Origin of the sequence: Sphaerisporangium sp. NPDC051011, from assembly GCF_040653595.1 — a bacterium.
Lineage (GTDB): Bacteria > Actinomycetota > Actinomycetes > Streptosporangiales > Streptosporangiaceae > Sphaerisporangium.
Map to the genome: position 1 here is coordinate 1 of NZ_JBFAGG010000011.1, position 23,768 is coordinate 23,768.

Consider the following 23,768-nt stretch of genomic DNA (forward strand, 5'->3'; position numbering starts at 1 on the left):
CGGTAAGACCGCTTCGGTGGCGCAGGTCGGTGAAGCAGGAAGCCGCAGAAGTGCCGCACGTGCGGCACAGGCTGAATCTCCGGCATTCATGCCGGGGAGCGCGTCAACGTTACCCCGGGCAGTTCCGGGGGCTGACGCTCTGCCCAGCACCGACGACGGTGATCTGGGCAAGGCTTTCCGGCACCGTGGCGGCTGCCGTGCACACGATCTGCTCGACGGCCAGTGTGGACAGGTCGCCGGCCGGAGTGGACAGGGTCACCACCAAGCGGCCGGCCGCCTCGGCGGTCACCGAGAACGGGCCGGCTTCGGGCGGGACGTCGGTGGTGAGTCCGTGCGCCTGTTCCTCGGGGGTGGGTCCGGCCGCCAGCAGCGCGAGCCTGTCCGCCGGGAACAGTGGACGACCACCGGGCCGCGTTACCGCGCTGAGTCGGCCGTTCTTCACCAGGTAGAGGGTGATCGTCATGGTTGGTGCGACGGCTCCGCTCGGCGGGTCGCCGGCGCGGATGGCGTCGCTGGGTCGCACGCCGCAGCCAGCCACGGCGACGAGCGATACGAGGCCCGCGGCGAGCCCGCGGCGGGCGAGCCCGGTCCTCACTCGGGGCCTCCGTCCAGATCGTGTGCCCGGCGTGGCAGGCGCAGCGTGAAGATGGCGCCGCCGTCCGGGGCGTTGGTGACGGTGAGGTCGCCTCGGTGCAGGCGCACGTTCTCCCGCGCGATGGCCAGGCCCAGGCCGCTGCCCTCGGACCTGGCCCTGGCCGCGCTGGCCTTGTAGAACCGGTCGAACACGTGCGGCAGCACCGCTTCGTCCAGCCCCGGCCCGTGGTCGCGGACCTCGAGAGCGATCCAGTGCGGGTCGGCGGACAGCCGTACCGACACCGGTGGCTCGCCGTGCCGCAGGGCGTTGCCGACCAGGTTCGCGAGGATGACGTCCACTCGGCGCGGGTCCAGACGTGCCGTCACGGCGGCTGGAAGCTCGGTGTGCACCTGCTCCGACCAGCCCCGCGTACGCAGGGTCGCGCGCACCAGCTCGGCCACGTCGACCTCGTTCAGTGCCAGGGCCGCCACGCCGGAGTCGAACCTGCTGATCTCGATGAGGTCGTTCACCAGCCCGGTGAGGTTGAGCGTCTCCTGGCTGACCAGCCTGGCGGCCCTGCCGGCGGGCTCGGGCAGCCGGGCCGCCTCCTCGTCCAGGACGTCGGCGACCGCGGCGAGCACGGCCAGCGGGGTGCGCAGCTCGTGGGACACGTCGGCCACGAACCGGCGGGCGTCGGCCTCCATCTTGCGCAGCTGCTTGACGTGCCGTTCCAGCTCCGCGGCGGTGTTGTTGAACGTGCGTGCCACCTCGGCCAGCTCATCGGAGCCGCGGACCGCGATCCTGGTCCGCATCTCGCCCTCGCCCAGCAGGCGTGCCGCCCGGCCGAGCTCGCGCACCGGGCGCAGCACGCCCCGGGTGGCCAGCAACGCCAGGACGACCGCGAACGCCAGGGCCCCCCCGCCGGTGAGCCAGGCGCGTGCGGCGAGCTCGTCGATGCTGCGCTGTTCGCGAAGCAGGCTGCGTGCGGTGTAGACCTCTATGCCGGACACCCGCGTCGTCCGGTCCCGCTCGACGATCAGCAACGGCGAGCCGATGATCAGGATGGGGACGTCCGACCACATCACGCGTTGCCACGCGATGTCGCCGTCGGCCACCGCCCGCCGCAGCTCCGGTGGAATCGCCCCGGGATCCAGGCCATGCCGGCATGGCCCGCCGAAAGGCCGGCATGGCCGGCCGGGGCCGGCCGGCGAGCGCGTCTCGTGGTAGATGGCGATCGCGTCGTTGTTCCCGTCGGCCACGGTGCGGGCGATCTCGCCGAGCTCGCCCGCGTCCGGCGCCGGATTCTGCAACGGGAAGAGCGCCTCCAGGCGGCTTCTCATCGCCTCCACCGCGGCATCCTGGGTCCGCTGGAGGATGGCGTTGCGGGCCTGGACGTAGCTCCCGCCGGCCACCGCCGCCGCGGTGACCACACACAACAGTGCGAACGCGAACAACAGCCGGGCACGCAGCCCCAGGCTCGGCCGAGATACCACCGGCCGCTTCACACCGGCCCGAACCGGTACCCGAACCCACGCACCGTCTGCACGTAGACGGGCGCAGCCGAGTCGTCCTCGATCTTCGCGCGCAACCGCTGCACGCACGCGTCCACGAGACGCGAGTCGCCGAAATACCCGTGCTCCCACACCGACTCCAGCAGCTGCTGACGGCTGTGCACCCGGCCCGGCGTGGCGGAGAGCTCGAGCAGCAGGCGCAGCTCGGTCGGGGCGAGGCTGACCGGCGCGCCGCGGTTGGCGACCACCAGCCCGGCCCGATCGATGGTCAGGTCCCCGTGCCGCTCCAGCTCCGCCTGGTCCCGGCCGATCCGCCGGAGCACCGCGCGAATGCGTGCCTCGAGCACCCTGGGCTGTGCCGGCTTGACCACGTAGTCGTCGGCGCCCGCCTCCAACCCGGCCACCACGTCCATGTCGTCGCCGCGCGCGGTCAGCATGATGATCGGTACCTCCCAGGCGGCCCGGATGCGGCGGCAGACCTCGAACCCGTCCATGCCAGGCAACATCAGATCGAGTACGACGACGTCGGGAAGGTCCGTACGCAGCCGGTCCAGCCCCTGCTCGCCGGACTCCACCGCGCGCACCCGGTGCCCATGCCGGGTCAGGGCCAGCTCAAGGCCCTCCCGCACGGCAGGGTCATCCTCGATCAACAACACTCGCGACACGCCGCCGAGTTTCACCGCACGCTCCGTAACTTGCCCGCCGGTCAACCCCATCCACTGTCGGCCGGCCGTGTCCCCGCCTCGTCCGCGCCGTGTCATGGTTGTGTCACGGTCGCGCCGACGGTGGCAGCCGTCGAGAAACCGTGACATGCGGCGGACAACGCGCGCACATCCGGCGCCAATGGTAGTTCGTCATGAACGAACCACGTACCATCCCACCTCGGCCCCGAGACCGGCTGTTCGCCGTGGTCACGCTGGTGCTCGCCGTGCTCCTGCTGCCGGCGGCGTTCGTCCGCCGTCCTGGCCGCGCCCGCGAACTGGCCTGCCGCTGGGCGTTGCGGATGCGTTTCCCCGCCGAGGATCTCACCGGGCTCACCGACGGTGCCATGGCGGCGTTCACCGCGGCGCGCACCGAGGCGCTCTGGCGTCACGGCCAGCTCATCGGCCTCACCTCGGGGTACCGCGATCCCCTTGTCCAACAACGGATGTTCGACGAGGAGGTGCGCCGCTCCGGGTCCCCGGCCTCGGCACGCATGCTCGTGCTACCACCGGCGGAATCCAGCCACGTCAAGGGCATCGCGCTGGACGTGCGCCCCCACGAAGGCGCGCGCTGGCTGGAGGAACACGGCGCCCGCTACGACCTTTACCGCATGTACGACAACGAGTGGTGGCATTTCGAGTACCGCTCGGACAGCGACGGCACGCCACCACGACGACCCCACCCCGGCGTGGGCTACGTGATCGAGAACAGGGACCAGATATAGCCCAGGTCCGGGTCTGGGGCCACGTGTGCGATTTGGGGACGTTGACGGATTTGCGCCCGAGAACCGAACCGATAATCCGACCGGCGCGCCCAAGGGCTCGGCCCGGGCATTCAACAGCGGTATCGACCGGGCGTTCGGAGAGGGATCAGGGGTATGTCATCGGGGAGTAACAACAAGTCCGGATTGCTGGGATGGCGCCTGCAAGCAGCGCGTGAGATGGCGTTTGTGGGGCGGGAGGAAGAGCTCGCGGTTTTCAACGCGGCGTTGTACGGCGGCGGCTGCAGCGTTCTGTACGTGCACGGTCCCGGCGGCATCGGGAAGTCGGCCTTGTTGCGGCGGTTCGCTCACGAGGCCGCGGTGGCGGGGCGGCCGGCGTCCATGGTGGACGGGCGCATGTTGGATCCGTCGCCGGCCGAGGCTGAGGCCGAGTTGGTGCTTCGCGATGCGGACGCGGTGCTGCTGGTTGACAACTTCGAACGAATTCAGGGCTTGGAGGGATGGCTTCGCGAGCGGTTCCTGCCGCGGGCGCCCATGGGGGCGCTGGTGGTGATCGCGGGGCGAAACCCGCCGGATATGCGGTGGCAGGCGGATCCGGGATGGGCAGGGGCGCTGGAGGTGCTGCCGCTGCGCGACCTGCGGGCCGGAGATGCGCAGACCCTGCTGGACTCCTCCGGGGTGCCGGCCGAGTCGCGCGAGCCGCTGCTGGCCTTCGCCGGTGGTCATCCGCTGGCGCTGCTGCTGGGGGCGGCCGTGGCGGTGAAGGACGGAGGGACCGGCAGGCGGTGGATGCCGAATCAGGACGTGGTGGCCACGTTGCTGGATCAACTGGTGGGCGAGTTGCCTTCGGCGGCGCATCGGCATGCTCTGGAGATCTGCGCGCATGCGTACATGACGACGGAGGACCTGCTGCGCGCGGCCTTGCCGGAGGACGCCGGGACGTTGTTCCGGTGGTTGCGGCGGTTACCGTTCGTGGAGTCGAGCAGTCTCGGGCTGTTTCCGCATGACGTGGTGCGGGAGGTGCTGGAGGCGGACCTGCGATGGCGGGACCCCGAGGGGTACGCGGTGATGCACGACCGCATCCACGCGCACCTGGCGGAGAAGGTGCGCACGGCGAGCGACGCGGACGTGCTCGGCGCGGTGGCGGCACTGTTCTACCTGCACCGCGACAACGACGCGCCGGCCGACTTCCACGGCCGCCACGACGAGGGCGAGTTCCAGGAACAGGTGTTGCGGGAGGAGGACCTCGGGACGCTGCTCCGGGTGGCGACGGCGGCCGAGGGCGCGGAGGGCGCGGCCTGCGCCGCCTTCTGGGCGGAACGCCGGCCAGAGGCGTTCCGGCTGTATCGACGGACCGAAACCGGCGAGCCCGTGGCTTTCTCCGCGTGGTTGCGGTTGGCGGAACTCGATGAGGAGGAGCTGACGGCCGATCCCATCGTGGCCATGGCGTGGGCGCATGCGCGTGCTACCACGCCGTTGCGCGCCGGTGAACATTTGGCGGTCAGCCGGCTTTGGGCGCTGCCGCCGTATCGCGGAAGCTCGCCGGTGATGGATTTGATCCAGTGGCGAGTGATCGGCAATTGTTTGCGGTCCGAGCGGATGGCATGGTCATATATCGAAATACGGTCTCCGAACCAAGCGTGGGTGGAGCATTTACGGCATTACGGGATGCGTGACATCTCCGAGCAGCCACGGCTGGGGGATGACGCGTACACCCTGTTCGTTCATGACTGGCGCGCGGTGCCGGCGCAGGCGTGGCTGGAGCGGATGAACCAACCACTCGTCGCGGGGCCTGCCGACGGCCCGAGTGCCGCGACGGCGAAACTGGCGGTGCTGTCCCAGGCGGAGTTCGCCGAGGCGGTTCGCAAGGCGTTGCGCCAGTTGTCGCGGCTGGACGCGCTGGCCGCTTCCCCACTGACGCGCACCAGGCTGATCGCCGAGCGGGCCGGGCAGAACCCGGCCACGGCACTGGGTGACCTACTACGCCAGGCGATCGACGACCTGCGCGAGGATCCGCGCTCGGTCAAGTTCCACCTGGCCCTGTCGGTCACGTTCCTCCGCAGCACGCCCACCCAGGAGCTGGCCGCAGAACGACTCGGCCTCCCTTTCACCACCTACCGCCGCCATCTGACGGCCGGCATCGAACGTGTCTGCGCCGACCTGTGGCACCGGGAACTGTATGGCACCGACGCACCGGCGTACCGATCCACCTGAGCCGCCACATCGTGCCGGCGCGGCGGCACGAACGCGACCGAGGGCCTGTCAGTCGGCAAGCGCGAAACCGGCCGCCGCCTCCGCGTGCAGTCGAGCGCTCGGCAGCACCGGGATGGCGCTGTCCTTCTCACTGATCAGCAGCTCGATCTCCGTGCAGCCGAGGATGACGCCTTCAGCGCCGTCGTCTGCGAAATCATCGATGATCTGGTTATACGCGTCCCTGGACGATTCCCGGAGCACCCCGCGCACCAGTTCGTCGAAGATCACGCGATGGACCAGTTCCCTCTGCTCACGCCGCGGGACGACCACATCGAAGCCGTGGGCGGCCAGCCGATCCCGGTAGAAGGGCTGCTCCATGGTGAAGCGAGTGCCCAGCAGACCGACCTTGCGCATGCCCCTCGCGCGGACCTCGGCGCCCAGGGCGTCGGCGATGTGCAGCACGGGCACGCTCACGGCCCGCTCCACGTCGTCGCTCACCCGGCTGAAGGTGTTGCTGCAGATGAGCAGGAGGTCGGCGCCGAGATCCTCCAGTTTCCTGCCCGCACCGGTCAGCAACGTACTCACCTCGTCCCAGCGGTCGGCGAAGATCAGGTCCTCGACGGTCGTGTAGTCGACCGACCAGATGAGGCTGTTGGCGGAATGGCTGCCGCCGAGTCGCTCGCGGACCCGCTGGTTGATGATCTGGTAGTAGATCACCGTCGATTCCCAGCTCAACCCGCCGATGAGACCGATAGTGCGCATGGAACTCCGTTTCGCCGGCTTGTGCCGGAAGGCTAAACGGAGTGCCTGCTCATTTAGCAGACCAAAAGCTGTTCAGCCATTCCGGCCGTTCGGCGACCAGCCGGTAGACCTGGCTCTGCGACAGCTCGAAACCACGTTCGGTCAGGAGCGGTCGAAGGTCGGTGGTGGCGTACATGCCGCGGGCGGCCATCCCGACCTGCTCCTGCACGAACGCCAGGTCGGCGCCGTCCTCAAGGAGACGAGCCATGTACGCGCTGCGCATGCGGTGCCGGTCAATGCCTTGTCCAGGTTGAGCGCGTGCCCTGCTGCCGCGCCCCCTTCCAGCCTCGCCTCGAAGACGGCGTCCGCTTGCTCAGCTCAGCGGCGCTGCCAGCGCACGGGCGCAGGCAGCGAGCCCGATCTCGCTGGAGGCCTTGACGAACACCACGTCTCCCGGTTCGAGCAGCGCGGTGGCCAGCCTGATGGCCCCGGCCACGTCCTCGGCGGTGTGGACGGCCATGCCCGGGTTCGAGGACTGCGCCGCCTCCGCCATCGCGAGCGGATCCCCCGCTCCGACCGCGATCAGCACGTCGAAGCGAAGGTCGGCGACGAGCCGGCCCATCTCCGCGTGCCGCGCGCGGGATGCGTCCGCCTGCTGCCCCATCGCGCCGAGCACGGCGACGGTACGACGGTCGCCGGCCAGGGCCTTCACCGCCCGCAGCCCGGCCCGCATGGATTCGGGGTTGGCGTTGTAGGCGTCGTTGACGATGGTGGTGCCGTCAGATCGTTCGGCGATCTCCAGCCGGCCCGCGGAGCGCCGCCGTGCAGCGTTCAGCCCATCGGCGATCTCGGCGGCGCCCAGGCCGAGCGCGGTGGCGACGGCGGCGGCGCCCAGGGCGTTGCTCACCTGGTGCTCGCCTATGAGGTCGAGCTCGACCGGGGCACGCCCTGAGGGTGTCACCAGCTCGAACGCGGTCCGCGCCCGCTCGCCCAGCCGCACGTTTCCTGCTCGCACCTGCGCCCGCGCCGACCTGCCGTACAGCACGATGCCGGCCCTGGTGCGGCCGGCCATGCCCATGACGTACGGGTCGTCGGCGTTGAGCAGTGCGAACCCGTCCCCCGGAAGTGCCTCGACCAGCTCGCCTTTGGCCTCGGCGATGTCGGCAGGCCCGGTTCCCATCCGCTCCACATGTGCGGTGCCGACATTGAGCACCAGCCCGACGTGGGGCGGTGCGATCCCGGTCAGGTACGTCAGGTCGCCCTTCCGGCCTGCACCCATTTCCAGCACTAGGTATCGGGTGGTGGTATCGGCACGCAGCACGGTGAGCGGCAGCCCGAGCTCGTTGTTGAACGACCTGTCGGTGGCGACCGTCGCGGCGTGCCGTTCGAGCACCTGGGCCAGCAGGTCCTTGGTCGTGGTCTTGCCCACGGAGCCGGTCAGGCCGATCACGGTCGGGCTGATGTGTTCGAGCAGGTGCCTGGCCAGCCGGCCGAGCGCGAGCTGGACGTCCTCGACCACGAGGGCGGGCACGCCGACGGGCCTTGAGGCCAGCACGGCGACGGCGCCGCCCGCGATGGCGCCGGCCGCGTAGTCGTGACCGTCAACGCGGGCGCCGACCGTCGCGGCGAACAGGCCGCCGGACACCACCTCGCGGGAGTCGACCGCGGAGGGTGCCGTCACCAGCGCCTGCGGGTCGCACATGTCATGCAGGTTCGCGCCGACGACCTGCGCGATCTCAATCAGCGTCATGGGGATCATGAGCCACTCCTGGCGGCGCTCCTGGCGAACGCGAGGTCGATGAGGCGGCGCAGCAGGTCCGGGTACGGGACACCGCTTGCCGCCCAGGCCCTGGCGTAGACGGAACGGGAGGTGAAGCCGGGCATGGTGTTGATCTCCAGCACGTACAGGCGTCCCGTGTCCTCCTCATAGAGGAAGTCGACACGGGACAGGCCGTAGCCACCGAGCACCCGGAAGGCGCGCAGGGCCAGCTCGCGCACGCCCTCGGCCACCCGTTCCGGCAGCACGGCAGGGATGATGGCGATCTCGGCCTGGCTGAGGTACTTGGCCTCATAGTCGAGCCAGTCGCCGGGCACGATGAGCTCGCCGGGCACCGAAGCATCTGGAGTGTCATAGCCGCCGAGCACGCCGCAGATGACCTCGCGCGCGGTCACACCTTGCTCGACGATGACCACCCGGTCGTAGGCCAGCGCCAGCTCCACGCCCGCGCGCAGCTCCTCCATGGAGGTGACACGTGAGATGCCGATGGAGGAGCCCATGTTGGCCGGTTTGACGTACATCGGCCAGTCGAGCGACTTCACCAGACCCCAGTGGTCGGTGGTGGTGCGCCATTCGTGCTCGGTGAACCACACATGTGGGGTGACCGGAATGTCCTCCGCCAGGAACATGCGCCGCATCGCGACCTTGTTCATGGCCACGGCAGAGGCCATGACGCCGCAGCCCACGTACGGGATGCCCAGCGTCTCCAGGTGACCCTGGACGACGCCGTCCTCGCCGAACGGCCCGTGCAGCACAGGGAAGACCACGTCCGCCAGATCGCGTCGCAGCTCCACCGGCCACCTGCCCTGCCGGTCGATGATGACGACGACGGGCTCGTACAGATCCCTCGGCAGTGCATCCAGCACAGCCTGCGCCGACTGCAGCGACACCTCGTGCTCGGCGGACGGCCCACCCGCCAGCACAGCCACGCGTACGCGTTCAGTCACGATCAGCCTTCCTCAGTGGCACGGAGACAGCACCGCCAGCGGCACGGTGTTCGCCGTCGCAGGACCAGCCTGCCGAGTGTCGGCTCTTCGCCTGACCAGTCGCCAGGCCATTCGCTGTCCAGTTCCTGACCGAAGCGCACCCGCGGTGCGCCGCGACCGGGGTCGACCACCAGCAGCCGGGCCAGCCGCGCCCGCGCAGCCACATCGGCGATCTGCCGGACCCGTGCCGCCTCGTAAGTCACCCCCAGCCGCTTGTGGACGAACGAGCGATGCCTGCTGGCCGACATCAGCGCCGCCCGCCGCAATTCCACCTCATCAGCCAATTCCAGCGCGCTGCGAACATGACCGGCCGCCTCGGCCCCGGTCGGCGTGAACGCCTCCGCCAGCTCCCGCGCCTACACCACCGGCGGCTGACGTGTGCAGGTAAGTCAAGCCTTACTTTCACGGACATTCGGTCGCATAGTGGAGGGCCTTGACGAGGGGAAGGCCGGCTACTGGTGCGGTTCGATGACGATGGCGCTGCGCGCCAGGTGGAGTCGGAGCAGCTGCGGGTGACCGCCGCTTACCGACTGTTGGATGAGCGGCTTGCGGAGGTGCGGGCGCAGTTGGCGGACGTGCTGCGGTCCGAGGCGGTGGGCCCGGGCGAGGTGTATGCGCGTGAGGCCGCCGCCGGGCGTCTGGCCGGGCGGGTCCGGCGGCTGGAGGGGGCCGAGGAGGGACTGGTCTTCGGTCGGATCGACTCGGTGAACGGGACGGTGCTGCACCTTGGGCGGATCGGCCTGCACACGGACGGTTTCGAGACGCCGCTGGTGGTGGACTGGCGGGCGGAGGCGGCGCGGCCGTTCTATGAGGCGACGCCGCTGCGTCCGCTGGGGTTGCGGCGCCGCCGTCACCTGCGTGTCGAGGGCCGCAGGGTGCGAGCCGTGAGTGACGAACTCCTGGACGGCTCGGCACCGGCTGCCGGCGATGTCGTGGGCGACGGCGCGCTGGCACAGGTGCTGGAGGCCGGGCGGACGGGGCGGATGCGGGCCGCGGTCGCCACCCTGCAGGCCGAGCAGGATGCGATCGTGCGCTCCACGCACCGCGGGGTCACGGTGGTGCAGGGCGGCCCGGGTACGGGCAAGACGGTGGTCGCGCTGCACCGGGCTGCCTTTGTGCTGTACGGGTTCCCGCGGGTCGCCGAGCAGGGCGTGCTGGTCCTCGGCCCGAACGCGCGCTTCCTCGACTACATCTCCCAGGTCCTTCCCTCCCTCGGGGAGAACGACGTGGTCTTGGCGACGTGCGCCGGACTCGCAAGGGTGGCCACCGCCGGCGAGGAGCCACCCGACACCGCCCGCCTCAAGGGCCAGGCCGAGCTGGCCGATGCGCTCGCGGTCCTGGTCCGCTCCCACCAAGCCGCCGATGGAGACTTCGCGGTGCAGGTGGGACAGGAACTGGTCCGCCTTCCGGACGAAGATGTGGCCAGGGCACGGGAGGCGGCCGCCACGAGCGGCCTGGCGCACAATCCGGCCAGGGAATTGTTCAAGCAGCACTTGGTCGACCAGGTCACGGACGCCCTGGAACTCGCCACGACCGCCGCACTGGAAGCCATCGATGCCGAGGCCATGGAGAGCACCGGCCTCGACCTCGACCAGGCCGTCGAGGCCGACCTACGCACCCTCGGCCTCGACGGCATACCGACCGCAGCACCGACGACGCAGTTCGACGCGGACACCGTCCGAGCCGGCCTCCTCGACGACCCCCACGTCGACCGTGCAGTGGAGGCTCTGTGGCCGCGGCTGTTCCCCGACAGCGTTGTCCACACCCTCCTGGCGGACGCCGAGACGATGGCCCTCCACCTGCCGTCGCTGACCGACCGGGAACGGTCCCGGCTACTGCGAATCCCAGGTGCCGGCTGGTCTGACGCCGATGCGGCGCTGCTGGACGAGGCCGTGGCCCTGGTTGAGGGCCCACCCGAGCGCACCTTCGGGCACGTCGTCGTCGATGAGGCCCAGGAACTGACCGCCATGCAGTGGCGCATGGCTCTGCGCCGCTGCCCTTCCCGGTCGATGACACTGGTCGGCGACTTCGCCCAAGCCGGCCCCACCGCAACGGCGCGTACCTGGGCTGAAGCGCTACGTCCGCACCTGGGCTCCCGGTACGCCCTGCACACTCTGACCGTCAGCTACCGCAGCACCCACGAGATCTTGTTCACGACCCGCGACCTGCTCGCCCGGATCGCCCCCGGCCAAGCGCCAAGCCACGCGATCCGCCACGGCCAGATCCCCCGCGAGCTCACCACCCACCAGGACACACTCACCACCGTTCTGGCGGCGGAACTCCGGGCCCAGGCCACAGCACATCCGGGCGATCTGCTCGCGGTGATCTGCGCGGACACCAGAGCAGCCGCCCTAGCGACTTCCGGGATCGACCGGTGGGCCCGCCTTATACCGGTCTCCCAAGCCCGCGGCCTGGAATTCGACGCCGTGGTTCTCATCGACCCACCGGAGATCGCCGCAGCCCACCCAGGCGGCGAACGTGACCTGTACGTCGCCCTCACCCGCGCCACCAAACGGCTCTGCACCATCACCATCCGGTCGCCATGTGGATCCCCCAGCACTGGTGCGGCTGTTTCATAGGTCCTCGCCTATGAAACGTCGGCCATTCGGTTGCTGCTCAAGGGCCCTATCCGGGCACACATCCCGCCCGCTGACCACCTTGTCCGGGCCCGGCCGGCTGCCGGCGTGGAACAGGCTGCGGTGACGGTCGCCAGCGTGCGCGCGGATCGCAGGAAGCGGCGCGACAACGGCCGGGTTGCGGTGATCATGTGTTCCTGTCCTAGAGAAGGTGGTGGGGTCACCGTCCGGTCGTGCCGTCGATCAGTTCGCGGAGGATGTCCGCGTGGCCCGCGTGGCGGCCGGTCTCCTCGATCATGTGGGTGAGTGCCCAGCGGATGCTGGGAGCGGGGCGGTTCGGCCGCGGTCGATGGAGCGGTGCACCGAGATCGGTGCACCGGTCGAGCACTTCGTTCGCACGCTCGACCGTCTCGCGGTAGTCGGCGACGACATCGGCCACGCTGTCGGCCGGTGCGGCCTGGAACGTCGTTTGCCAGTCGGTGACGTCGTCCCCGAGGAACATCGCGCGTTCGACGAAAGTCAGGTGGTTGAGCAGGCCGAGCAGGTTCGTGCCTGATGGCACTGCGGCTGTTCGCACCTGCGGTTCGGGGGCACCGTCGACCTTTGCGGCGATCGAGGTCCGGAGGTAGTCGAGGAATCCGCGCAGGACCTCAGCCTCGCTGCTCCCGGTCCGGGGCGGCGGGGTGTCGCGGCGGCGGCGGCGCACGGTGTTAGGCATGGTGGTCCTCTCTCTTCATGGGGTGGGGGCGGCGCTGTTAGCCGTGTCAGGCGCTGCGGCGGATGAGGAGGACGTGGTCGGTGACCTCAGCGGTGTGCCCGCCCGGCCCGGTCGCTATCCGGCGAGGTGAGTCGGCCCGCTCGACCGTCCATGTCGCCGCGTCCAGATCGAGACCGGCGGCGACCTCCCTCGGGTTCGGGTACCGGATGTCGGGATCCTGGTTCCATGACCACGGCGCGGTCGAGCCGTGGTCGACGATCAGCAGCCGCCCACCAGGGCGCAGTACGTGCGCGGCCGCGCGCAGGACGGTTGCTCTGTCCAGGTCCAAGGGGGTGTGCAGGTAGTGGGCGCAGATCAGGTCGAATCGGCCTTGGGGGAAAGACTCCTGCAGGTCATGCCGCACGGTGATGACGTGGTCGCCCAGGTTGTACGAGCGGGCAAGGGTGGCGAGCCGTTCAACCGCCACGGCCGAGATGTCGACGGCGGTGACGTGCCACCCCTGGCGGGCGAGCCACAGCGCGTCGCCACCGTTACCGCATCCGAGGTCCAACGCGTCGCCGGGCGCCAGGCCAGTAACCGTCTCGGTGAGACGAGCGTTCGGCTGCGGGTCGATGGCCGCCGGTCGGGCCGCGTAGACGCCGTCCCAGAACGCGACCGCATCGGTGGTGCTCATCAAGACTCCTTCTGTCGGTACGCGCACAGTCTGACCAGGCTCGCCGCCGTTTGGCACGTAAACTTGCGGTTCTGGCAAGATGGTCTCGTGGACCACGAAATGGACGAGGTGCTTGACTCTGTGGGGCCGCGACTGCGTGCGCTGCGTCGTCACCGCGGCATCACCCTCGCCGCCCTCGCGGCGACGACCGGCGTGTCGGAGAGCACCCTGTCCCGGCTGGAAAGCGGGCAGCGCCGGGCGACCCTGGAGTTGCTGCTGCCTCTGGCTCGCACCTATGACGTTCCGCTGGACGACCTCGTCGGCGCCCCGCGCACCGGCGACCCCCGGATCCACCTCACGCCGATCCGGAGCTTCGGGATGACCTTCGTGCCGCTGTCCCGGCGGCCGGGCGGGACACACGCGTTCAAAATGATCATCCCCGCCCAGCCGGAACCGCTCGCACCGACCCCGCAGACCCACGACGGCTTCGAATGGCTGTACGTGCTCAACGGACGTCTGCGGCTCATCCTCGGCGAGCGCGACCTGACGTTGCCGCCCGGTGAGGCAGCCGAGTTCGACACGTCCTTGCCACACTGGCTGGGCACCGCCGACGGCGGCGTCGTCGAGCTACTTATCCTGTTCGACCCGCAAGGGATGCGTACGCACATACACGCCGACCTACATCGGCCGTCGTACGGCCGGAGCCGGCGGTGAACTCACCGAGAGATTCCAGTGTTCGCCGTTTCCCTTTGGAAGGACCCGCGCGCCGAATGCCGAGGCAGGCGGGGCTGATCACCAGCACCCGCCGCAGCCCGGCCGTCCCGCACGACCTCACCCCGCTGGGCCGCAGGCTTCTCGACGACGCCGGGCAAGACCTTTGCGTTATCACGTAAAGGTCTTGTGGGGGGTATGGCACTGATCGAAAGTAACCGCTATGAAACTCACACGATCACTGATGTCGGCGGTGTCAGCCCTCCTCTTCTGCGTGGCCCTCCCGCTGGCCACCACCCAGCCCGCGAGCGCGAGCACGAGCGCGTGCGGGGGCGCGGTCTCCGGCAGTTACCGATGGGACGGCACCATCAGCACGCATGTACGCGGCTCCGGCTGCACCACGCGCTGGGCACACCTCACCGTGAGCGGTAACGCGAGCTGCTGCAGTGCGTTCTGGGTGAAGATCGAGCGGCAGCTGTGGGGCAGCTACGGCTGGCTGACCACGCACAAGCAGAGCAGGAGGAACGCCTGGAACTCCTACATCGAGTCGGACACCTCGTCCGTTCCCTGGAGCCCCCAGGACGGCGACCAGCGGTTCCACGCCTGCTGGGCCTGGGGCGGTGATTCCGAACCCAGCTCCTGGCTCTGCGGCCCCTGGGTCAGCTAGGCGACCGCGATCACGCGTGCGTCCGGCCCTCGAGGGCCGGACGCCGTAGTGCGGTCACCCGGGCTGCCGGGGCCGCCAGCGCCCCCAGCAGCTCAACCTGTCTCTCCGGTCGTACCGGAACAAGATTGAGCGTGATGTGCATCTCCGCCGCGCCCAGGACCAGCAAGAGGAGGCGGACACCACCGGCCTGCGGCGGCCGGTTCGCGCCCGGATCACGGGACCGGGCAGCAGTGCCGATCTTGAGCTGATGGAACGGCTTGAACAACAGGTCTTCGGCCCACGAGACTGACATCCCAAGCTGAACGCCACTCAAGATCATTCTTTGGCTTGGATTCTCTCCCCCGTTCTTCCCCCGCCGCTGGCGGTCTGAGCACCACATCTGACCAGCGATTACGCGCGGCCACGGCCCCTTTCTGGCGTATTCGGTGTCCCACCCCCACGAGGGCTGTCTCAACCAAGGCAGGACCGGACGGCCTTGGCCAGGTTCGACGCCCGCGGGTCGTCGGGCCGGAAGTTCCAGAGGTTGGTGACGTAGCCGAAGCCGACACCGGCATCGGGGTCGCCTAGGGCGATCGATCCGCCGGAGCCCGGGTGGCCGAACGACCCCGGCCCGACCATCGGCGCCGGAGGGCATGCTCGCCAGAACCCCAGCGACATGTAGAAGGAGCGGTCGGCCGGGATGTCCAGGCCCGGCGGCAGCCCGTACATCCGCGTCTTGTCGGTCTGGACGACTGTCATCCTCTCGACCGTTGACGGATCGAGCAGCCGAACCCCGTCGACGTCGCTGACCGTGGCGGCGTACATCCGCGCCAACGAGCGCGCGTCCGCGAGCATGTTCGCGGCAGGGAACTCCGCCGCGCGCCAGGCACGCGTCAACATGTACTCCCCGGACGTGTTGTCCAAGGCGCCGCCGAGCTCGCCGGCGCGCATCTGGATCGAGCCCGGGCTCCACATGGATTCGACCCATGCGGTGACCGTATCCGCATCGAGCCCAGTAGCCGCGATCATCCCGGCGAGCAGTTCCTCCACGCTGAACGCATCGGCGAAGTGGAGCCGGGCCACCCGTTCCTCGTGTTCCGCGGGCAGCCCGATCCAGGCGCTCAGCCCGAGAGGGGCGGCCACCTCCTCAGCGAAGAACGTGCCGAGTGACTTGCCGGTGATCCGACGCACGACCTCCCCGACCAGAAACCCGTAGGTGACGGCGTGGTAGACGTGCTCGGTGCCCGGCTGCCACAGCGGCTTCTGCGCATCGAGTGCACGGATGACCGGGTGCCACGCGCACGCCTGCTCGAACGTCAGCGGTCCGTCGACGAGCGGGAGACCGGCCTGGTGTGACAGCAGCCAGCGCACTTTGATCTGTTCCTTGCCGTTGGCGCCGAACTCCGGCCAGTACCGGGCCACCGGGGCGTCCAGATCCAGCTCACCGCGCTGTGCCAGCATATGGGCACAGATCGCGGTAGCGCCCTTCGTCGTGGATGCGACCTGGACGATGGTGTTTTTGCGCCACGGTCGGTTCGCCTCGCGATCGGCGAGCCCGCCCCACAGATTGGCGACGGGGCGGCCGCCCACGTAGACGCTGCACGCCGCGCCGACCTCGCCGGGGGCCTCGAAGTTCGCGCGGAACGCGTCAGCGAGCTTTCCCCAGCCTTCCTCTACACCGTGCTCGATGTCGTCACCACCACCGCTCACGGTGGCGTTGTCGCGGCCCTGATCGGCTGTCATTCGGATGTCCATTCTCTCGTTACGGTTTGTCGCCCGGGTGCCGCCATCGATGGCGTTGGTCAGCCGTTCCCGCTCGGACTGATCCACTGCCCCTCCGGGTAGCTCCGAACCGACTCCTCGGCGAGCTCCACAGGGTCCTCCCCGGACGACTTCGCGGATCCGGTTCCGTTCGCCGCGCTCTGCTGTAGCGGGCGGCGGCCTCGGAGGGGGTGTTCCCGCACCCTCCCGGGGGGCCGTCCAAGTGGACGGCGCCTACTCGCAGAAGACACGCAAGTGGTCCTCGCCGGCGTCGAGGGCCTGGCGGTCGCGGGCGGCCTGCAGCAGGCGGGCGTGGCGACGCTGGGCGGCGCGGCGGTCGCCGACCCGCAGCACCGGCGCGAGCTCGTCCCAGGTGATGCCGACGTCGTGGCAGGTCGCCTCGGGGATGCGGGCTAGGCTGGCAGGGTCGAGACGCCATTCCAGATGGTTGCGTTCGATGACGATCGCACCCGGATCTCACCGTCGGCCGCCCGCTGGAAGTGCGGGCGGGTGTCCACCAGCCGAGCGCCGCGGGCGACCGCGACGGCGGCTTCGGCGGGAGACAACCGGCGTAATTCGGCGCGCGCAGCGGCAAGCAGGCTGTCGACGGTCAGGGGCCCGATGTTCTCCTTCGGCTCACCCATCGAAGAACTCCGCCGGCACCGGTCGACGGGTGTTACTTCTCGGCCGTGCCGGGTTTCCCGCTGATGGACGCCTGATAGATGTCCGCGTAGGTGCGTGAGTCCTTGATCAGGTCGTCGCAGAAGGCAGCGACATCGTTGCCGATGAGTTCCAGGACTCCCCTGTTGGCCGCGACGCCCTCCTCGAAGAAATCGATGATCCCTGAGAGCAGGGACCCGTCAAGCAAGTCGATCGGTCCAACCTTGAAGATGTACCTCTGAATCTCCTTGTAGACGATCTGATAGTCCGGCGGGAGCGCCTTGACCCGCGCCATGTGCGCCCGCCACTGCTTCTTGCCCTCGATGATGTCTTGGATGCCCACCGTCAGCCTCCTAGCCGGCCCAATTTCTTTGCGACGTTCCTGTTCAACTGGGCGCGCCACCGGTCGCGATGGCTCCGAGCCCCTTCTCCGCCGGCCAGCGCCGCGCAGAAGCCCTCGATGTCGTCACCCAGCACCTCGTGAATGCTCTGCCCATCGGAGGCTGTCTCTTCGAGCAGCACCAGAGCATTGTCGAGAATCGGCATCAGGTTTCGACCTGTGAAGTCCGAGTAGGGAGAAAGATGACCCTTGATCTCTTCCCACGCCGCCCGGTAGTCGGCCGGCAATGCCTCGGCCCGGGCTTCGAACGCCTTCCATTCCCTGGTGAGATCGCTGCCTGTCATGGTCTCCCAGAAGTTCATCTCCCGCTCTCCTTGAGCTTGTCGATCCGTGATGTGATGTACTCCCATTTAGCCCAGAACGTTGCGAGTTCTTCGCGCCCCGCGTCGTTGAGCGCATAGAACTTGCGCGGCGGGCCCAGCCCGGACGGTCGTTTCGTCGCCTGGACGAGCCCGTTCTTCTCCAGCCGCATCAGGATGGTGTAAACCGTCCCCTCGACGACGTCGGCGAAGCCGAGTTCGTTCAGCCGACGCGTGATGGCGTACCCGTAGGTCTCCTCGCTGCCGATGATTTCGAGCACGCAGCCCTCAAGCGTGCCCTTCAGCATCTCCGTCAGGTCGTCCATCGTGGGTCCTCTTCGGTCGCCTGGTACTTTGTAGTACCGAGTACCGCTACACGGTACCACAGAGTAGTGAACCAATGCCTGGCTAGGACTCCGGGGCCATCTCGGCGCGTGCCTCGTGCCTGAATCACGAGGCCGGGGGCCTCGACGCGTGGAGTTCGGCGGTGACGGCGCGTTCGCGGAGCTGGGCGGACTCGGCGCGCAGGGACTCCACCTGGGCGCGCAGGTCCTCGACGCGGGCCCGTTCGATCTCCAGCGCCCCCGACAGCCGGTCGCGTTCGGCAGTGGCGGCGCGCTCGAGGTCCCGCGCCGAGGTCGCCTGTTCCTCGGCCGCGCGTACGCGCTCGGACGCCTGAGCCTCCGCCGCCTCGACGCGCGCGGTCGCTTCACGCCCGGCGGCCCGTACCCGCGCGGCGGCCTCGCGTTCGGTGGCGGCCGCCCTGGTGGAGGCCTGTTCTGCGTCGGCCGCGGCGCGCGCGGCCTGCCCCACGGCCTCGGTACGTACCCGTTCGGCCTCTTCGGCGCGGGCCTGGGCCCGGTCGCGCTCGGCTTCGGCGGCCTGGGTGCGGGCGTCCGCGGCCGCGGCGGACTGCTCGGCCTCGGTGCGCGCCCGCCGGGCCTGGCGGACCTCGGCACGCGCGGTGTCGCGCTCGGCCCCGGCCTGTTCCGCCAGCTGCGCCGTGCGGGCGGCTTCGGCGCGGGCCTCGGCCGCCTCGGCGCTTGCCGCCTCGACGCGCTCTTCCATCTCGCGTACGGCCTGGTCACGGGCGGCTTCGGCGCGGGTGGCGCGCCGGGTGGCCTGGTCGGCGGCCTGTTTGGCCAGGCGTTCGGTGGTGGCGGCCTCGCGCAGCGCGGCGAGGGCCTGCTCGCGGGCGGTCTCGGCGTCCGATAGGGCGGTATCGCGTTCGGCCAGGGCCTCCTCGGCCTGGCGGCGCATCTGCTCGCGTTCCCTGCGGGCGTGCTCGGTGGCTTCGCGTGCCAGGCGTACCTGCTCGAACGCCTGCTCACGCTCGGTGCGGGCGATCGCCACGCGGGTGTGGGCCTCGGCCTGCACGGCACTGATGCGCGCCTCCACCCCCGCCGGGCTGAGCTCGTCCGCCAGAACCTGGGCCAGCGGGCCGATGGCGGCCGCCAGCCCTTTCTCCATACGCTCGTACAGTTCCTCGGCCCGCGCCAGCGCGCCCTCCAGCCCGGGGGTGGCGCGTCGCATCTCGCGCTCGCGCTTGGCGGCGGCCTGGCAGTCGCCCTGCGCGCAGTACTCCTTGGGCCTGCCGCGTCCCCCACGCTGCTCGACCACCGCCCCGCAGTGCCTGCACAGCCGTACCCCGCCCGGGGCGGCTTCCCCGGAAGCATCCCGCCCCGACCCGGGCGCCGTGCGCCCCTCGTCCACCGTCTCCGCCGTCACACGCCGACCCTAGCATTTTCTGTTTTCTAGAAAATCAAATTCGAAAAACCAGATTCGTTGTGCGCGCCGCGATGGCCGATCACTCACGAGAAGTGCAGTTCCCGCAAGCTATCGCCCATCGCCCGGCACCCGGCGCGAGCACCGTCAAGCGGTTGTGATCGGGGTGCCTGGTTGGGTCGGACCGGGGCGCCCTGTCGTGATTGCTCACGGTGGGTCTCACCCTCGGGAAACATCGGTACAGCGGTTAACGCCAAGCCGTTGATCATGAGCCTCTAGCACAGGCAGAAGCCCCTACGGCCGACTTCGGTGGAAGCTCCCTGATCGACGTCGAGCGGCATTACCGTCGGTCGTCATGCCAGGCGATGCTGAAGACGCCGGAGGTCGGGCGGGTTTCGGAGCTGGAGCGGCTGCGCCGGCCGCCGACGCGGACGACGGGCACGGCGATCGCCCGCGCGCTGGAGCGGGTGGACGAGATCTCCGCGTTCCAGCTCGGCCGCCTGAAGCTGTCGCAGATCCCCCCGAACCGGCTGGCAGCGCTGGCCCGGTACGCGCTCGGGTCGAAGGCGCCGCTGCTGGAGCATGCGGCTCGGAGCCGAAGCGCACGGCGATGCTCACCGCGGTGATGCGGCGCCTGGAGGCGAAGGCGATCGACGAGCCCCTGGACCTGTTTCAGGTGCTCACGGCCACCCGGCTGCTCAGCACGGCGAAGCGGAGGACGGACAAGGAACGGCTGTCCACGCTGCCACAGCTGGAGAAGGCGTCGCGTACCCTCGCGCGGTCGGCAAAGGTGCTGTTCGAGGAGCTGGAGCTCGTCGAGGAGCATGGCGCGGACGTGGACGTGGCCGCGCTGTGGGCGGCGGTGGAGGAAGTCGCCCCGCGGGCCGCCGTGCCGATCGCGGCCGCCACGGTCGTCTCCCTGGTGCCGGAGGACGAGGACTCGGCCGAGATCGCCGTGCGCAACGCGCTCGCGACCCGGTACAACACGGTGAGGCCGTTCCTTGCGTTGCTGGGTGAGTCGAACGCGCTGGGTGCGGCGGCAAGCGGATCCTCGCCGGGGTCCGTCGCCTTCCTGCGCCGGCGGGGCGGAAAGTGAGCGTCAAGGCGCTGCTGCCGCGCGAAGCCGACGACAAGCTGGTGCCGCTGGCGTGGCGCAAGGCGGTGCACGCCAACCCGAATCTGCCGCAGGACGCCGAGGTGGGCGGCGACCTCGCCGATGCGCATGCGCCATGCGCCCCTGCGCGACCCGGACACGGTCGAGCTGGAGACCCGCTTTCCTGGACACCACGTCTGAGGCGATGATCGTCTTGGGAAGGAGTCCGTCTCGCAGCCCTGGCGAGGACTGAGCCTATGGTGATCGGGCAGGCGATCCGCCGCGTACTCGACGGCCCGCGCACCGACCGACTGCCGTCCAGCTCGGTCACTCGGCTCGTGCGCGGCACCCAACATATCCTCGACGTGCTCGACGTCCTCTTAGGCGTCCTTTGTGGATAGCCGACTGGCGGAATCAGCCCGCGTTGCCGGGTTCTCCGATTCACGCCGGGTGAGCACCACGGGGGCGTCCTCGGTGATGGCTACCGTGTGCTCGGAGTGGGCCGTGCGCGAGCCGTCCGCCGACCGAATGGTCCAGCCGTCGGCGTCGTAGACGATCCGGTCGGTCGTGCGGGCGAACCAGGGTTCGAGCGCGAGGGTCAGGCCTGGCCGGAGCGTAAGGCCACGCCCTGCCCGGCCCTTGTTCGAAACGTGGGGCCCCTCGTGCATGGTGCGGCCAATGCCGTGGCCACCGAACTCGGTGCTGACCGGGTAACCGTAGTCGTGGGCTACCGCCCAGATGGCCGCCGAGATGTCACCCAGGCGGTTGCCCGGACGTGCCACCTCGATCGCCGCCTCCAACGCTTCCTCGGTGGCGCGGATGATCCGCAGGTCCTCCTCGGCGGCGGTCCCGACGACGACCGTGCGCGCCGAGTCGGCCACCCAGCCGTCGACGCTGACCGCGAGGTCCGCGCTGAGTACGTCGCCGTCACGCAGCGTGTAGTGGTGGGGTAGGCCGTGCAGGACGGCGTCGTTGACCGACAGGCAGATGACGTTGCGGAACGGGCCGCGTCCGAAGGACGGCGCGTAGTCCCAATAGCACGACTCTGCCCCGCGCCGTTTGATCATGCCGCGCACGTGGTGCTCCAGGTCCAGGAGGTTGACGCCCACGTCGGCGAGTCGGCCGACCTCGGAGAGCACCTCGGCGACGAAACGCCCGGCCACGTGCATGCGTTGGATCTCCGCAGGCGTCTTCAGTTCGATCATGAATACCTCGCGTCATAGAGTGGCGGTATAGTTATACCGCCACCCTAACACACTGGCCGGTATAGTAATACCAGCCCTATCCTGGGAGCAGCGTCCGCCAACCGCTCACACCTGAGCAGATCGAAGCCGGCAGGCGTCTCGGCGTCCTGCTGCGCCACACGCGAGCGGGACGCGACCTAGCGAGTCGCGCACGCGGCCGGCATCTCGCCGGAAACCCTGCGCAAGATTGGGACCGGACGACTGCCGTCCCCCGGATTCGGCACGATCGTCTACCCCGGCGAGGCACTCAACGTGCCGGTTCAGGAGTTGGCAGCTACCTGGCGCGGCAACGACCTACCGCTGGAAGCCGTCTCGTAGCCGCTGTTGCGCCCGCCCACGGAGTCCCGGACTGAGGTTCCCCCATCGGCGTGGACACCCCTGACAATGGATCTTGTTCCATGGATGGGGAGAGTGTCGGGTGGCACGTCCGTCGAAGTACGGCGACGAGTTCAAGAAGGACGCGGTGCGGCTGGTCCGCGAGTCCGGCCGGACCTGCGGCGATATCGCGCGGGAGCTGGGGATGAACCGCGAGATCTCCCTCGGGATCGGACGCTACATCACCGCGAGCGGCCCGCTGGTCGCCGGTGTCGTCGCCGCGCCTCCTGGTTCGGCGGGGACCTTGGTCTCGCCATGACCTGCGTCGTCGCCGTCGGGATGCTGGGTTCGCTCGCGCTGTTCGCCGCGCCGGAGACCCGCGGCGCCCCGTTACCCCCAAGGCCTTCGGCGGCTCAGCGAAGTTCCCGACCTGCCCGGTGCCGCCGGTTGAGGCGAAGGCGTACGGGGGTACCACCTCGATCTCAGGCGAAAGTACTGTCTGCAGGTTCCTCAACCCCGGGGACCGGTGGTTCATGATCGGCGCGAGCATAGGATCGGCGGCATGGCGATGCGGCTTGTTCAGATTGCGATGAATGCTCGTGACAACTCCGCGCTGGGCCGGTTCTGGGCGGAGGCGCTCGGCTGGAACGTCACCGGCGACGAACCCGGCGAGACCAACGTCGAACCCGAGGGTTTCGCCTACCCCGACCCCGTCGCCGTCTGCGTCGATGTCCTTGCCGTCCCGGAACCCAAAACGGTGAAGGACCGCGTGCACATCGACCTCGCCACCACCTCTGCGGCCCATCAGGCGGACTTGGTCGCGCGCCTCCAGGCTCTCGGCGCGACGCCCGCCGACGTGGGCCAGGGCGACGTCCCGTGGACGGTCCTCGCCGACCCGGAGGGAAACGAGTTCTGCGTGCTGGAGCCTCGACCGATCTACCGGGACACCGGGCCGATCGCCGCAGTGGTGGTCGACTGCGCGAACCCGCGGGCCATGGCCCGGTTCTGGGACGAGGCGATGGACTGGACCCTGCACGAGGTGACCGACGATCATGCGGTGTTGCGCTCCGCCAAGGGCGTCGGCCCGTATCTCGAGTTCCTCCGCACGCCCGACGCGAAGACCGTGAAGAACCGCATCCATCTCGACCTCCGGCCGTACCCCGGTGACGATCAAGCGGCGGAGGTGGCCCGGCTGCGGGCTCTCGGCGCCACCGACCTCGACCTCGGCCAGGGCGACGTGTCGTGGACGGTCCTGGCCGACCCGGAGGGCAACGAGTTCTGCGTCCTCACCCCGCTCTGACGTGGAGCCTTCTACCTGCCGCCCTTCCACCGCGCGGCGTACGGCCGCCCGCCGCCGCTGTGGTTGCTCGCCTGCGGCGCCTGGCAGGCCTTCGGAGAGGCTGGGGCAGGGTACTGTTGGCTCTTCCGCGACCGACCTCGCGCAGTGGGAGATCGGGCCCCCTCACGCCAGAAACTGTCGCGCGCCACGCAGCCTGGTCCGAAGCCGCCGTTGAGTCATGCCGCACTCCAGGCGCACATCTATCGGACCGGGCACATTGGTGTCTGCTCGCCGGCCTGAAGGCAATTGGTCCGCGTCGAGTCCATCACGACGGGCGATGAGCAGCCCCAGCTCGTATCGGCTTACCGCATCGCTTCCGGCGACATGGTGTACGCCGTGATACTCGGACGCGGCGAGTTCGAGGAGCGCCGCGGCCAGATCGGCGACATGCACGGGACATCGCACGTCGAAGCCGGTTGATCAT

The 23,768-nt window shown here is 69.5% G+C and carries 31 protein-coding genes and 1 pseudogene; 14 read left to right on the top strand and 18 right to left on the bottom strand.

All coding sequences use genetic code 11. From position 1 onward, the window contains the following. Nucleotides 1-109: 109 nt before the first annotated feature. From AB0H21_RS24745 to AB0H21_RS24755, 3 genes are read right to left on the bottom strand one after another with little or no spacing between them, the layout of a single operon-like run. Nucleotides 110-595: a hypothetical protein gene (locus AB0H21_RS24745; protein WP_358520660.1), complete on the bottom strand. Its 486-nt coding sequence runs from the start codon at nucleotides 593-595 to the stop codon at nucleotides 110-112. After that, entirely contained in the window at nucleotides 592-2,067 is a 1,476-nt protein-coding gene (locus tag AB0H21_RS24750; RefSeq protein WP_358520663.1) for a HAMP domain-containing sensor histidine kinase, read from the bottom strand. Before AB0H21_RS24750 ends, AB0H21_RS24745 begins: the two co-directional genes overlap by 4 nt. An 8-nt stretch (nucleotides 2,068-2,075) precedes the next feature. Then, nucleotides 2,076-2,750, bottom strand: coding sequence for a response regulator transcription factor (locus AB0H21_RS24755; RefSeq protein ID WP_358520665.1), 675 nt, complete (start codon nucleotides 2,748-2,750; stop codon nucleotides 2,076-2,078). Nucleotides 2,751-2,941: 191 nt separating this feature from the next. Here AB0H21_RS24755 and vanY-N point away from each other — a divergent pair, with 191 nt between their 5' ends. Together vanY-N and AB0H21_RS24765 are read left to right on the top strand one after the other, a co-directional pair. After that, nucleotides 2,942-3,511 carry a D,D-peptidase/D,D-carboxypeptidase VanY-N gene (vanY-N, locus tag AB0H21_RS24760; protein ID WP_358520667.1) on the top strand — a complete coding sequence of 190 codons (570 nt, stop codon included), beginning with the start codon at nucleotides 2,942-2,944 and terminating at the stop codon, nucleotides 3,509-3,511. 153 nt (nucleotides 3,512-3,664) lie between these two features. Continuing rightward, on the top strand, nucleotides 3,665-5,722 hold the full coding sequence (locus tag AB0H21_RS24765; protein WP_358520670.1) for an AAA family ATPase: 2,058 nt from the start codon (nucleotides 3,665-3,667) through the stop codon (nucleotides 5,720-5,722). Nucleotides 5,723-5,770: 48 nt separating this feature from the next. Here the strand turns inward: AB0H21_RS24765 and AB0H21_RS24770 are convergent, their stop codons facing one another. The 5 genes from AB0H21_RS24770 to AB0H21_RS24790 form a co-directional block, all read right to left on the bottom strand. Beyond that, on the bottom strand, nucleotides 5,771-6,463 hold the full coding sequence (locus AB0H21_RS24770) for an aspartate/glutamate racemase family protein (protein ID WP_358520673.1): 693 nt from the start codon (nucleotides 6,461-6,463) through the stop codon (nucleotides 5,771-5,773). 49 nt (nucleotides 6,464-6,512) lie between these two features. Next, on the bottom strand, nucleotides 6,513-6,725 hold the full coding sequence (locus AB0H21_RS24775) for a hypothetical protein (RefSeq protein WP_358520675.1): 213 nt from the start codon (nucleotides 6,723-6,725) through the stop codon (nucleotides 6,513-6,515). Between the two features lie 90 nt (nucleotides 6,726-6,815). Then, on the bottom strand, nucleotides 6,816-8,201 hold the full coding sequence (murF, locus tag AB0H21_RS24780; RefSeq protein WP_358520678.1) for a UDP-N-acetylmuramoyl-tripeptide--D-alanyl-D-alanine ligase: 1,386 nt from the start codon (nucleotides 8,199-8,201) through the stop codon (nucleotides 6,816-6,818). Beyond that, on the bottom strand, nucleotides 8,198-9,166 hold the full coding sequence (locus tag AB0H21_RS24785; RefSeq protein ID WP_358520680.1) for a D-alanine--D-alanine ligase family protein: 969 nt from the start codon (nucleotides 9,164-9,166) through the stop codon (nucleotides 8,198-8,200). Before AB0H21_RS24785 ends, murF begins: the two co-directional genes overlap by 4 nt. Before the next feature lie 2 nt (nucleotides 9,167-9,168). Beyond that, nucleotides 9,169-9,489: a hypothetical protein gene (locus tag AB0H21_RS24790; protein ID WP_358520683.1), complete on the bottom strand. Its 321-nt coding sequence runs from the start codon at nucleotides 9,487-9,489 to the stop codon at nucleotides 9,169-9,171. A 207-nt stretch (nucleotides 9,490-9,696) separates the two neighbouring features. Here AB0H21_RS24790 and AB0H21_RS24795 point away from each other — a divergent pair, with 207 nt between their 5' ends. Next, the gene (locus tag AB0H21_RS24795; RefSeq protein WP_358520686.1) at nucleotides 9,697-11,784 is read left to right on the top strand and encodes an AAA family ATPase; all 2,088 of its coding nucleotides are present in this window, start codon (nucleotides 9,697-9,699) and stop codon (nucleotides 11,782-11,784) included. A 217-nt stretch (nucleotides 11,785-12,001) separates the two neighbouring features. Here AB0H21_RS24795 and AB0H21_RS24800 read toward each other — a convergent pair whose 3' ends face one another. Together AB0H21_RS24800 and AB0H21_RS24805 are read right to left on the bottom strand one after the other, a co-directional pair. Continuing rightward, nucleotides 12,002-12,487 (bottom strand): DinB family protein, encoded by a 486-nt coding sequence (locus tag AB0H21_RS24800; protein WP_358520689.1) that lies wholly within the window; start codon nucleotides 12,485-12,487, stop codon nucleotides 12,002-12,004. Between the two features lie 58 nt (nucleotides 12,488-12,545). Then, nucleotides 12,546-13,172: a class I SAM-dependent methyltransferase gene (locus AB0H21_RS24805; protein WP_358520691.1), complete on the bottom strand. Its 627-nt coding sequence runs from the start codon at nucleotides 13,170-13,172 to the stop codon at nucleotides 12,546-12,548. Nucleotides 13,173-13,259: 87 nt separating this feature from the next. Here AB0H21_RS24805 and AB0H21_RS24810 point away from each other — a divergent pair, with 87 nt between their 5' ends. Genes AB0H21_RS24810 through AB0H21_RS24820 form a run of 3 tightly spaced genes read left to right on the top strand, consistent with a single transcriptional unit; the run spans nucleotide 13,260 to nucleotide 14,529 of the window. Next, nucleotides 13,260-13,865: an XRE family transcriptional regulator gene (locus AB0H21_RS24810; protein WP_358520693.1), complete on the top strand. Its 606-nt coding sequence runs from the start codon at nucleotides 13,260-13,262 to the stop codon at nucleotides 13,863-13,865. Between the two features lie 56 nt (nucleotides 13,866-13,921). Next, nucleotides 13,922-14,044: a hypothetical protein gene (locus AB0H21_RS24815; RefSeq protein ID WP_358520696.1), complete on the top strand. Its 123-nt coding sequence runs from the start codon at nucleotides 13,922-13,924 to the stop codon at nucleotides 14,042-14,044. Between the two features lie 41 nt (nucleotides 14,045-14,085). After that, entirely contained in the window at nucleotides 14,086-14,529 is a 444-nt protein-coding gene (locus AB0H21_RS24820; RefSeq protein ID WP_358520699.1) for a hypothetical protein, read from the top strand. 10 nt (nucleotides 14,530-14,539) lie between these two features. Here AB0H21_RS24820 and AB0H21_RS24825 read toward each other — a convergent pair whose 3' ends face one another. Next, a complete protein-coding gene (locus AB0H21_RS24825; RefSeq protein ID WP_358520701.1) occupies nucleotides 14,540-14,848 on the bottom strand; it encodes a hypothetical protein in 309 nt (102 codons plus the stop codon). Between the two features lie 131 nt (nucleotides 14,849-14,979). Then, on the bottom strand, nucleotides 14,980-16,251 hold the full coding sequence (locus AB0H21_RS24830; protein WP_358520704.1) for a serine hydrolase domain-containing protein: 1,272 nt from the start codon (nucleotides 16,249-16,251) through the stop codon (nucleotides 14,980-14,982). Nucleotides 16,252-16,524: 273 nt separating this feature from the next. On the opposite strand from AB0H21_RS24830, the gene AB0H21_RS24835 reads away from it, so the two are divergent. After that, a complete protein-coding gene (locus tag AB0H21_RS24835) occupies nucleotides 16,525-16,686 on the top strand; it encodes a hypothetical protein (RefSeq protein ID WP_358520707.1) in 162 nt (53 codons plus the stop codon). Here the strand turns inward: AB0H21_RS24835 and AB0H21_RS24840 are convergent. The 5 genes from AB0H21_RS24840 to AB0H21_RS24860 form a co-directional block, all read right to left on the bottom strand. After that, nucleotides 16,683-16,913, bottom strand: coding sequence for a hypothetical protein (locus AB0H21_RS24840; protein ID WP_358520709.1), 231 nt, complete (start codon nucleotides 16,911-16,913; stop codon nucleotides 16,683-16,685). The genes AB0H21_RS24835 and AB0H21_RS24840 overlap by 4 nt on opposite strands. A 32-nt stretch (nucleotides 16,914-16,945) precedes the next feature. Further along, nucleotides 16,946-17,272, bottom strand: a complete 327-nt coding sequence (locus tag AB0H21_RS24845) for a DUF1048 domain-containing protein (protein ID WP_358520711.1) — start codon at nucleotides 17,270-17,272, stop codon at nucleotides 16,946-16,948. A gap of 2 nt (nucleotides 17,273-17,274) precedes the next feature. Continuing rightward, nucleotides 17,275-17,631 (bottom strand): DUF1048 domain-containing protein, encoded by a 357-nt coding sequence (locus AB0H21_RS24850; RefSeq protein WP_358520713.1) that lies wholly within the window; start codon nucleotides 17,629-17,631, stop codon nucleotides 17,275-17,277. After that, on the bottom strand, nucleotides 17,628-17,954 hold the full coding sequence (locus AB0H21_RS24855; protein WP_358520716.1) for a PadR family transcriptional regulator: 327 nt from the start codon (nucleotides 17,952-17,954) through the stop codon (nucleotides 17,628-17,630). Before AB0H21_RS24855 ends, AB0H21_RS24850 begins: the two co-directional genes overlap by 4 nt. A 124-nt stretch (nucleotides 17,955-18,078) precedes the next feature. Next, on the bottom strand, nucleotides 18,079-19,356 hold the full coding sequence (locus AB0H21_RS24860) for a hypothetical protein (RefSeq protein WP_358520719.1): 1,278 nt from the start codon (nucleotides 19,354-19,356) through the stop codon (nucleotides 18,079-18,081). A gap of 362 nt (nucleotides 19,357-19,718) precedes the next feature. On the opposite strand from AB0H21_RS24860, the gene AB0H21_RS24865 reads away from it, so the two are divergent. Genes AB0H21_RS24865 through AB0H21_RS24875 form a run of 3 tightly spaced genes read left to right on the top strand, consistent with a single transcriptional unit; the run spans nucleotide 19,719 to nucleotide 20,655 of the window. After that, complete coding sequence (locus tag AB0H21_RS24865) at nucleotides 19,719-19,979, top strand: hypothetical protein (protein WP_358520722.1); 261 nt, start codon at nucleotides 19,719-19,721, stop codon at nucleotides 19,977-19,979. Next, nucleotides 19,964-20,449 (top strand): hypothetical protein, encoded by a 486-nt coding sequence (locus AB0H21_RS24870; protein ID WP_358520725.1) that lies wholly within the window; start codon nucleotides 19,964-19,966, stop codon nucleotides 20,447-20,449. Before AB0H21_RS24865 ends, AB0H21_RS24870 begins: the two co-directional genes overlap by 16 nt. After that, a complete protein-coding gene (locus AB0H21_RS24875; protein ID WP_358520727.1) occupies nucleotides 20,446-20,655 on the top strand; it encodes a hypothetical protein in 210 nt (69 codons plus the stop codon). Before AB0H21_RS24870 ends, AB0H21_RS24875 begins: the two co-directional genes overlap by 4 nt. A 171-nt stretch (nucleotides 20,656-20,826) precedes the next feature. Here AB0H21_RS24875 and map read toward each other — a convergent pair whose 3' ends face one another. Then, entirely contained in the window at nucleotides 20,827-21,651 is an 825-nt protein-coding gene (gene map, locus AB0H21_RS24880; protein ID WP_358520730.1) for a type I methionyl aminopeptidase, read from the bottom strand. A gap of 119 nt (nucleotides 21,652-21,770) precedes the next feature. Between map and AB0H21_RS24885 the strand changes: the two are divergent. The 4 genes and pseudogenes from AB0H21_RS24885 (at nucleotide 21,771) to AB0H21_RS24900 (ending at nucleotide 23,764) form a co-directional block, all read left to right on the top strand. Then, nucleotides 21,771-22,008, top strand: a pseudogene (locus AB0H21_RS24885) (helix-turn-helix transcriptional regulator). A 100-nt stretch (nucleotides 22,009-22,108) separates the two neighbouring features. Continuing rightward, nucleotides 22,109-22,324: a transposase gene (locus tag AB0H21_RS24890; RefSeq protein WP_358520732.1), complete on the top strand. Its 216-nt coding sequence runs from the start codon at nucleotides 22,109-22,111 to the stop codon at nucleotides 22,322-22,324. 270 nt (nucleotides 22,325-22,594) lie between these two features. Then, the gene (locus AB0H21_RS24895) at nucleotides 22,595-23,305 is read left to right on the top strand and encodes a VOC family protein (RefSeq protein WP_358520734.1); all 711 of its coding nucleotides are present in this window, start codon (nucleotides 22,595-22,597) and stop codon (nucleotides 23,303-23,305) included. Nucleotides 23,306-23,590: 285 nt separating this feature from the next. Then, the gene (locus AB0H21_RS24900) at nucleotides 23,591-23,764 is read left to right on the top strand and encodes a hypothetical protein (RefSeq protein WP_358520736.1); all 174 of its coding nucleotides are present in this window, start codon (nucleotides 23,591-23,593) and stop codon (nucleotides 23,762-23,764) included. Nucleotides 23,765-23,768 lie beyond the last annotated feature (4 nt).

Bases quoted from the DNA above. Each gene is read 5' to 3' on its own strand.
- vanY-N (WP_358520667.1), top strand. From the start codon at position 2,942: ATGAACGAACCACGTACCATCCCACCTCGGCCCCGAGACCGGCTGTTC.
- AB0H21_RS24765 (WP_358520670.1), top strand. From the start codon at position 3,665: ATGTCATCGGGGAGTAACAACAAGTCCGGATTGCTGGGATGGCGCCTG.
- AB0H21_RS24770 (WP_358520673.1), bottom strand. From the start codon at position 6,463: ATGCGCACTATCGGTCTCATCGGCGGGTTGAGCTGGGAATCGACGGTG.
- AB0H21_RS24775 (WP_358520675.1), bottom strand. From the start codon at position 6,725: ATGCGCAGCGCGTACATGGCTCGTCTCCTTGAGGACGGCGCCGACCTG.
- murF (WP_358520678.1), bottom strand. From the start codon at position 8,201: ATGATCCCCATGACGCTGATTGAGATCGCGCAGGTCGTCGGCGCGAAC.
- AB0H21_RS24805 (WP_358520691.1), bottom strand. From the start codon at position 13,172: ATGAGCACCACCGATGCGGTCGCGTTCTGGGACGGCGTCTACGCGGCC.
- AB0H21_RS24815 (WP_358520696.1), top strand. From the start codon at position 13,922: ATGCCGAGGCAGGCGGGGCTGATCACCAGCACCCGCCGCAGCCCGGCC.
- AB0H21_RS24820 (WP_358520699.1), top strand. From the start codon at position 14,086: ATGAAACTCACACGATCACTGATGTCGGCGGTGTCAGCCCTCCTCTTC.
- AB0H21_RS24825 (WP_358520701.1), bottom strand. From the start codon at position 14,848: ATGATCTTGAGTGGCGTTCAGCTTGGGATGTCAGTCTCGTGGGCCGAA.
- AB0H21_RS24830 (WP_358520704.1), bottom strand. From the start codon at position 16,251: ATGACAGCCGATCAGGGCCGCGACAACGCCACCGTGAGCGGTGGTGGT.
- AB0H21_RS24840 (WP_358520709.1), bottom strand. From the start codon at position 16,913: ATGGGTGAGCCGAAGGAGAACATCGGGCCCCTGACCGTCGACAGCCTG.
- AB0H21_RS24850 (WP_358520713.1), bottom strand. From the start codon at position 17,631: ATGAACTTCTGGGAGACCATGACAGGCAGCGATCTCACCAGGGAATGG.
- AB0H21_RS24855 (WP_358520716.1), bottom strand. From the start codon at position 17,954: ATGGACGACCTGACGGAGATGCTGAAGGGCACGCTTGAGGGCTGCGTG.
- AB0H21_RS24865 (WP_358520722.1), top strand. From the start codon at position 19,719: ATGCTGAAGACGCCGGAGGTCGGGCGGGTTTCGGAGCTGGAGCGGCTG.
- AB0H21_RS24870 (WP_358520725.1), top strand. From the start codon at position 19,964: ATGCTCACCGCGGTGATGCGGCGCCTGGAGGCGAAGGCGATCGACGAG.
- map (WP_358520730.1), bottom strand. From the start codon at position 21,651: ATGATCGAACTGAAGACGCCTGCGGAGATCCAACGCATGCACGTGGCC.
- AB0H21_RS24895 (WP_358520734.1), top strand. From the start codon at position 22,595: ATGAATGCTCGTGACAACTCCGCGCTGGGCCGGTTCTGGGCGGAGGCG.